Source organism: Holdemania filiformis DSM 12042, assembly GCF_000157995.1.
GTDB lineage: Bacteria > Bacillota_I > Bacilli_A > Erysipelotrichales > Erysipelotrichaceae > Holdemania > Holdemania filiformis.
The window spans coordinates 515435-522316 of sequence record NZ_GG657553.1; the positions used below are offsets into that span (position 1 = coordinate 515435).

Annotated in this window: 7 protein-coding genes and 1 pseudogene; all 8 read left to right on the forward strand. The window is 60.5% G+C overall.

Features of this window, described 5'->3' with window-relative positions:
* A partial coding sequence (locus tag HOLDEFILI_RS18780; protein ID WP_244264306.1) for a Maff2 family mobile element protein occupies positions 1–90 on the forward strand: 90 nt, incomplete at its 5' end.
* Positions 91–175: 85 nt separating this feature from the next.
* Positions 176–1027, forward strand: a complete 852-nt coding sequence (locus HOLDEFILI_RS04815; RefSeq protein WP_006058355.1) for a VirB6/TrbL-like conjugal transfer protein, CD1112 family — start codon at positions 176–178, stop codon at positions 1025–1027.
* Between the two features lie 12 nt (positions 1028–1039).
* Positions 1040–1594 (forward strand): MT-A70 family methyltransferase, encoded by a 555-nt coding sequence (locus tag HOLDEFILI_RS04820; protein WP_006058356.1) that lies wholly within the window; start codon positions 1040–1042, stop codon positions 1592–1594.
* 4 nt (positions 1595–1598) lie between these two features.
* Positions 1599–4139, forward strand: coding sequence for a VirB4-like conjugal transfer ATPase, CD1110 family (locus tag HOLDEFILI_RS04825; protein ID WP_425268558.1), 2541 nt, complete (start codon positions 1599–1601; stop codon positions 4137–4139).
* Positions 4140–4165: 26 nt separating this feature from the next.
* Positions 4166–4354: a hypothetical protein gene (locus tag HOLDEFILI_RS20485; protein ID WP_006058358.1), complete on the forward strand. Its 189-nt coding sequence runs from the start codon at positions 4166–4168 to the stop codon at positions 4352–4354.
* Positions 4355–4373: 19 nt separating this feature from the next.
* A complete protein-coding gene (locus HOLDEFILI_RS04830) occupies positions 4374–5051 on the forward strand; it encodes a hypothetical protein (RefSeq protein WP_050766919.1) in 678 nt (225 codons plus the stop codon).
* On the forward strand, positions 5044–6066 hold the full coding sequence (locus HOLDEFILI_RS04835; protein WP_006058360.1) for a DNA cytosine methyltransferase: 1023 nt from the start codon (positions 5044–5046) through the stop codon (positions 6064–6066). The genes HOLDEFILI_RS04830 and HOLDEFILI_RS04835 overlap by 8 nt, the downstream gene beginning before the upstream one ends.
* Positions 6063–6882: pseudogene (locus HOLDEFILI_RS19580) on the forward strand (hypothetical protein); the annotation flags it as partial. The gene HOLDEFILI_RS04835 and the pseudogene HOLDEFILI_RS19580, both read left to right, overlap by 4 nt.

Genomic DNA, 6882 nt, shown 5'->3' on the forward strand with positions numbered 1-6882 from the left:
TCGCAGGGCGTCAAGCAGCTTGTCGCGGGCGGCGGCGTCGCCCTGATCGGCGTGACCCTGATCCCCCTGCTGTCCGGCCTGCTTGGCTGAGCGGCGGCAGGACCATCCCACCCGGAGGCTCCCGTTTCACGGCGGGAGCCCCCGAAAGGAGGTGTGACCACCCGTGATAATTGAAATGATCCAGGAGTGGTTCAAGGAGCTGCTGATCGACGGCATCATCTCCAACCTCTCCGGGACCTTTGACACCGTGAATACGAAGGTGGGCGAGATCGCCGGCGAGGTGGGCATGACGCCGGCCGGCTGGAATGGCGGCATCTTCAACATGATCCGCGGCCTCTCTGAAACGGTCATCGTCCCCATCGCCGGCATCATCCTCACCTTCGTCATGTGCTATGAGCTGATCCAGCTTATCGTGGAAAAGAATAATCTCCATGATTTTGACACCTGGCTTTTCTGGAAGTGGATCTTCAAGACCTTCTGCGCGGTGCTCATCGTCACCAACACCTGGAACATCGTCATGGCGGTATTCGACGTGGCGCAGAGCGTGGTCAATCAGAGCGCCGGCGTTATCATCTCTGACGCGGGGATCGATATTTCCGGCGTGGTGGGCAATTTGGAAACGGCTCTGGCGGACTGGAGCATCGGTTCTTTGCTGGGCCTGTGGTTTCAGAGCATTTTTGTGGGCCTCTGCTCCCATATCCTCACCATCGCCATCTTCCTTGTGATCTACGGAAGAATGATCGAGGTGTATCTGACCGTATCCGTGGGGCCGATCCCCTTTGCCACCATGGCCAACCGGGAGTGGGGCCAGACGGGGCAGAACTATTTGAAGTCCCTGCTGGCCCTGGGCTTTCAGGCGTTTCTTATCATGGTCTGCGTGGGCATCTACGCGGTGCTGGTGCAGAATATCGCCGTGGGGGATGATATCACCGTGGCCATCTGGGAGTGTCTGGGCTATACGGTGCTGCTGTGCTACACCCTGTTTCGCACCGGCAGCCTTGCAAAGAGCCTGTTCGGGGCGCATTGACGGGAGGCGGCCATGAAAAAATACAAGGTCATCTACGCAGATCCGCCCTGGGCCTATAAGGTTTGGAGCAAGAAGGGCGCGGGGCGCAGCGCCGAGAGCCATTACCCCACCATGGACATAGAGGCCATCAAGGCCCTGCCGGTGGGGGAGCTGGCGGACAAGGACTGCGCCCTGTTCCTCTGGATCACCTTCCCCATGCTGCGGGAGGCCTGGGGCGTCATGGACGCCTGGGGCTTTACCTTCAAGACCGTGGCCTTCGTCTGGATCAAGCAGTGCCGGAAGTCGGACGGCCTGTTCACCGGCATGGGCTACTGGACGCGGGCCAACGCGGAGATCTGCCTGCTGGCGACCCGCGGACGCCCGAAGCGGGCGGCGCGGGATGTGAAGCAGGTCATCCTCTCCCACGTGGAGCGGCACAGCCAGAAGCCGGAGGAGGCGCGGCGGCGGATCGAAGCCCTCATGGGGGATGTACCCCGTATTGAGCTGTTCGCAAGAGCCTCACCGCCCGACTGGGATGTGTGGGGAAATGAAGTTGCAAGCGATATCCAGCTTGCGGAAAGGATGTGAACCATTGGCATACGTAACGGTCCCGAAGGACCTGACAAAAATCAAGAGCAAGATGCTGTTCGGCCTGACGAAGCGGCAGCTTGTGTGTTTCGGATCGGCGGCGCTGGTAGGAGTGCCGCTTTTCTTTTTGAGCAAGGGCAGCATGGGCACGACGCCGGCGGCGCTGTGCATGATCCTTGTGATGCTGCCCTTCTTCCTGTTCGCTCTGTATGAGAAGAACGGGCAGACCCCGGAGGCGCTGCTGGGCAATCTGATCCAGTGCAAATTCATCCGTCCGAAAAAGCGTGTCTATCAGACCAACAACGCCTATTCCGCTTTGGAAAAGCAGGCGGAGCTGGAGCGGACGGTGGGGCGGATCGCCTCTGGCGCTGGGAAAAGAGGCAAGGGCCGGCGCAGGCTCACCCGGCAGGAGCGAAAGCAGATCGAGGCCGTCATCCGGCAGGCCAAGGGGGACGGCAAGAATCACACCGTACAGGCAAGCCTCCCCTTCCGCAATATACACCCGGACGGCCTGTGCCGTCTGGACGACCGGCATTTTTCCAAAACCATCGCCTACGCCGACGTCAGCTACCGTCTGGCAGGGCCGGACGATCAGCGGGATATCTTTGAACGCCTCTGCGATTTCTATAACGGCTATGATCCCTCCATCGGCGTGCAAATGACCCTGAGCAGCAGCCACAAGGCCGGCGGCGGGGACCTGTTCCGCATGGCGGCCCAGGGGGACGAGCTGGACGGGATCCGCGCCGAGGCCTCCGGCATCCTGCAAACACAGTATGAGCGCGGCAGCAACGGCTATGTAAAAAGCAAGTATGTCACGCTGACCATCGAGGCGGAGAGCATCCAGGCGGCACGGGCAAGGTTTTCCCGCATCGAGGCGGACACTCTGAACCGCTTCAAGGTCATGGGCGCGGCGGCAAAGGTGCTGGACGGCAAGGAGCGGCTGGCGCTGCTGCACGGCCTCCTCCATCCCAGAGGGGAGCCCTTCGCCTTTGAATGGGATTGGCTGGCGCCCTCCGGCCTGTCCGTGAAGGATTTTATCGCGCCTTCTTCCTTCGAGTTTGGGGAGACACGCCGCTTCCGCATGGGTGAAATGTACGGCGCGGTATCCTTCCTGCAAATATTGGCTCCGGAGATCCAGGACCGTATCCTCACGGATTTCATGGGTATGGAAGGAAACCTTCTCGTCACCATGCACGTCCGCGGCATCAACCAGAACGAGGCCATCAAGATGGTCAAGCGCAAGATCACCGATCTGGACGCCATGAAGATCCAGGAGCAGAAGAAGGCCGCCCGCAGCGGCTACGATCTGGATATCCTCCCCTCCGACCTCTCCACCTACGGCGGCGCGGCGAAAAACCTCTTGCAGGATTTACAGAGCCGCAACGAGCGAATGTTCAATATGACCTTCCTCATGCTGCATCTGGCGCCCACGAAGCAAAAGCTGGAGATCGCCGTTTCCCAGTCGGCCAGCGTCGCCCAGACCCATAACTGCATCCTGACCCGGCTGGACTTCCAGCAGGAGGACGGTCTGATGTCCTCGCTGCCGCTGGGCCTTAACCGTATCCAAATCGAACGGAGCCTCACCACATCGGCGCTGGCGGTATTCATCCCCTTTGTGACCCAGGAGCTTTTCATGGGCGGGGACGCCATGTATTACGGGCTCAACGCCCTGTCCGGCAACATGATCCTGCTGGACCGCAAGCAGTCCCGATGCCCAAACGGTCTGGTGTTCGGCACGCCGGGCAGCGGCAAGTCCATGAGCTGCAAGAGGGAGATCACCTATGTCATGCTGACCACGAAGGATAATGTCATCATCTGCGACCCGGAGGATGAATATTCCCCGCTGGTGAACCGGTTGGGCGGCCAGGTGATCCGGCTCTCGCCCAATAGCCGCGACTATGTCAATCCCCTGGATATCAACCTCAATTACAGCGAGGAAGAAAACCCACTGGCGCTGAAAAGTGATTTCGTGCTGTCCTTCTGTGAGCTTATCATGGGCAGCAAGACAGGTCTGGAGGCCATCGAGAAAACCGTCATTGACCGGGCCGTGCAGAAGATCTATCAGCCGTACTTCGCGGACCCCCGGCCGGAGAATATGCCGATCCTCTCCGACCTCATGGCAGCCCTCACCGCCCAGCATATCCCGGAGGCGGATCGTGTGGCGCAGGCGCTGGACCTGTATGTAAACGGCTCTCTCAACTTCTTCAACCACCGCACCACCGTGGATATCCGCAACCGCCTTGTCTGCTTCGATATCAAGGGGCTTGGCAAGAACCTGAAGAAGCCGGGGATGCTCATTGTCCAGGACGCGGTGTGGAACACCGTCACGGTGAACCGCTCCATTGGGCGGGCCACCTGGTACTTCGTGGACGAGTTCCATTTGCTTTTGAAGGAGGAACAGACGGCGGCGTACAGCGCCGAGATCTGGAAGCGCTTCCGCAAATGGGGCGGCGTCCCCACCGGGGCGACGCAGAACCCGAGGACCTGCTGCACAGCCCAGAGATCGAGAACATTCTGGAAAACAGCGATTTCATCTACCTGCTGAACCTGTCTGCCGGCGACCGCAAGCTGATGACGGAGCGGCTGAACATCTCCGCCGAACAGCTTGCCTATGTGACCAACGCGGACCCCGGCAGCGGCCTTCTGTTTTTCCAAAATGTGATCCTGCCCTTCAAGGACGAGTTCCCGAAGGATACGGAGCTGTACCGGCTTCTCACGACCAAGCCCAGCGAGGTTTCCCATGATGGGGAAACCGGATAAGGAAAGGATGGGACAAGATATGAAATACGTGATCGACAGCAAGGTATATGAAAACCACATCAATGATGAGGTACATCTGTACGGCCTGCTCCACCAGCTCGCCTTCCTGGCGGGAAAGGCGAAGGACGAGAAGGATCTGGATAATCTGGCCGAGACGGCAAAGCGCTACGGCGAGATCGCGGAGGAAAAGTTCGCCGCCTGGCGTATCCCCGGCCGCTATCTGGTGTTTGGGGACAGGAAGGACCTTGCGGAGCTGAAGGCGGCGGAGCTCACGCCCTTGACCGCTGTGCTGAAAGAGCATGACGCAAAAATCAGGGAAAAGCAGCGCGCCGCCACCGCCGATGATCCCGCCTACATCATCTCCGGCAGCGCCTTTCGTATGCTGGTGGGCGATCTCTTTGACCTGCTGGCGCAGTACAGCTTTCTCCGCAACCGTGTTGTAGAAGTGAAAACAGAAAAACGGCTTGCGCGGCTGCAAAAGAATCTCTCCGGCGAGAATCCGAGCATCCGAAGAATGTACCGCAGGTGGGGCTTTGCGGAGAATCAGGTCGTCACCTGCTATGACATTCTGGAGACAACGCTGCGGCGCGCGCATCTGACGCCCTATGACCCGGAGGAAGCGGCGGAGGACGGCATCGGCTGCGGCCGCTGCTGTGCCCTCTGCGGAGATCATTCCTGCGAGGACGACTATGACTGAGCTGACCCATGTGAGCCTGTTTTCCGGCATCGGCGGGCTGGATCTGGCGGCGGAGGCGGCGGGCTTCCGCACCGTCTGCCAATGCGAGTGGGCGGACTATCCCTATTCCGTCCTGGAAAAGCACTGGCCGGAGGTGCCGAGATTCCGGGATATCACTACTTTTACGAAGGAGGCGTTTTTTGAAAAAACAGGACTTGAAACCGTTACCGTTATCTCTGGCGGCTTTCCCTGCCAGCCCTTCTCCACCGCAGGGCAGCGAAGGGGCTTTGCGGATGAACGCTACCTGTGGCCGGAAATGTGCCGCGTTATTACCGAGCTGCGGCCCCGTTGGGTGCTTGGGGAAAATGTTGCTGGCTTCATCAATCTGGGCCTCGACAAAACGATCTTTGACCTGGCAAAAGCGGGATACGCTGTTCTCCCATTCGTATTTCCGGCTTGCGGCGTCGGCGCATGGCATGAGCGCCAGCGAACTTTTATCGTCGCGGCTGATGTTTCCCACGCCCCTTGCCTCCGACAAGAACACCTGCCGGGACGCGGCCAACCTGGATGTGTACCTCTCCGACAACGGGATCTTCCGCAAGGTGAACAAGAGCGGTGCGATCTGGAGCCTGAGCCTGTCGGCGGCGGTATTCTATCTGACCCCGGCAGCGTCGGAGGGCTACCGCTCCACGCTGAAACCGGCGGCGTTTCGCAACAGCGCTCCGTCTGCCAATCTGTCGGCGCAGGTGATCCGGCAGGAACAACCGGTATCCGAGACGGCGGCGCTGAACCCGGACTGGGTGGAATGGCTCATGGGCTTCCCCCGGAAATGGACGGACGTATCCTCTGGGCTGCCGAGCCGGAGGGAGTCCCCCGTATCACCGAAAACACCGCGGACCGCGCCCTACGGCTGAAAACCCTGGGCAACGCGGTCTGCCCGCCCCAGGCATATCCCATTTTCAAGTATATCTCCATGATCGAGACGGGCGAGTGCGTGAGCATTTGTCCCTATGGAAAGGCAGGTGGTGACGCATGAAGGAATGGAAGGCCTCCGAGAAGGAGGCGCAGAAGATGACCCGCGACGGAGCCATTTCCGTCAACATGGTCACAGGCGAGGCGAGCCATGTTTCAGACCGTGCGCCGGAGCAGGACTATTCTCCCTCCGGCGATTCCACGGTGCTGGCGAGGACTGCCCTCCACCATCTGGACGACCGGCGCGTCCGGAAGTCTCAGAAGAAAAAGCGGCGGAACCGCCGCAAAGCCTACCGGAAGGGTACGGCGGCAAATGACCGTCCGTCCTCCCGTTTGCAGTTTTCAGACGAGGAACGCGCCGCGCCGGAGCTGCAAAAGGCGATCCGCAAGTCCGACAAAGCAGCGGACAAGCTGGACGCGGCAAGGGCCGCCATCCCCAAAAAGCGCGTCCTGGGCACGGAGCGTGTCTTTGACGAGGCTTCCGGCGCCGGGCGTACAAGACTGGTATTTCATGAGACGGATAAGCCGGCTTCGATCCGGCAGCCGGGGCCGAGCCCGCTGACGCGGCCTTTGCAGGAGGTCGCCCACGCCGCCCACGCCAAGGTGCGGGAGGTGGAGCAGGAGAACTCCGGCGTGGCCGCGGGCCATCTCACCGAGCGCGGCATGGAAAAAGCCGTGGGCTATGGGAACCGCAAGCTGCAAAACTGGCGGGCGGAGCGGCAGGTGAAGCCCTGGCGGGACGCGGCAAAGGCGGAGCAGGCGGCGGTCAGAGCCAACGCGGAGGCGCTTTACCAAAAGGCGCTCCATGATAACCCCCAGCTTGCGTCCGGCAACCCCATCTCCCGCATCTGGCAGAAGAAGCGGATGCAGCGGCAGTACG

What these genes read in the sequence shown, in the direction of transcription:
- HOLDEFILI_RS04815 (WP_006058355.1), top strand. Translation starts at nt 176, where the DNA reads ATGATCCAGGAGTGGTTCAAGGAGCTGCTGATCGACGGCATCATCTCC.
- HOLDEFILI_RS20485 (WP_006058358.1), top strand. Translation starts at nt 4,166, where the DNA reads ATGACGGAGCGGCTGAACATCTCCGCCGAACAGCTTGCCTATGTGACC.
- HOLDEFILI_RS04820 (WP_006058356.1), top strand. Translation starts at nt 1,040, where the DNA reads ATGAAAAAATACAAGGTCATCTACGCAGATCCGCCCTGGGCCTATAAG.
- HOLDEFILI_RS04830 (WP_050766919.1), top strand. Translation starts at nt 4,374, where the DNA reads ATGAAATACGTGATCGACAGCAAGGTATATGAAAACCACATCAATGAT.
- HOLDEFILI_RS04835 (WP_006058360.1), top strand. Translation starts at nt 5,044, where the DNA reads ATGACTGAGCTGACCCATGTGAGCCTGTTTTCCGGCATCGGCGGGCTG.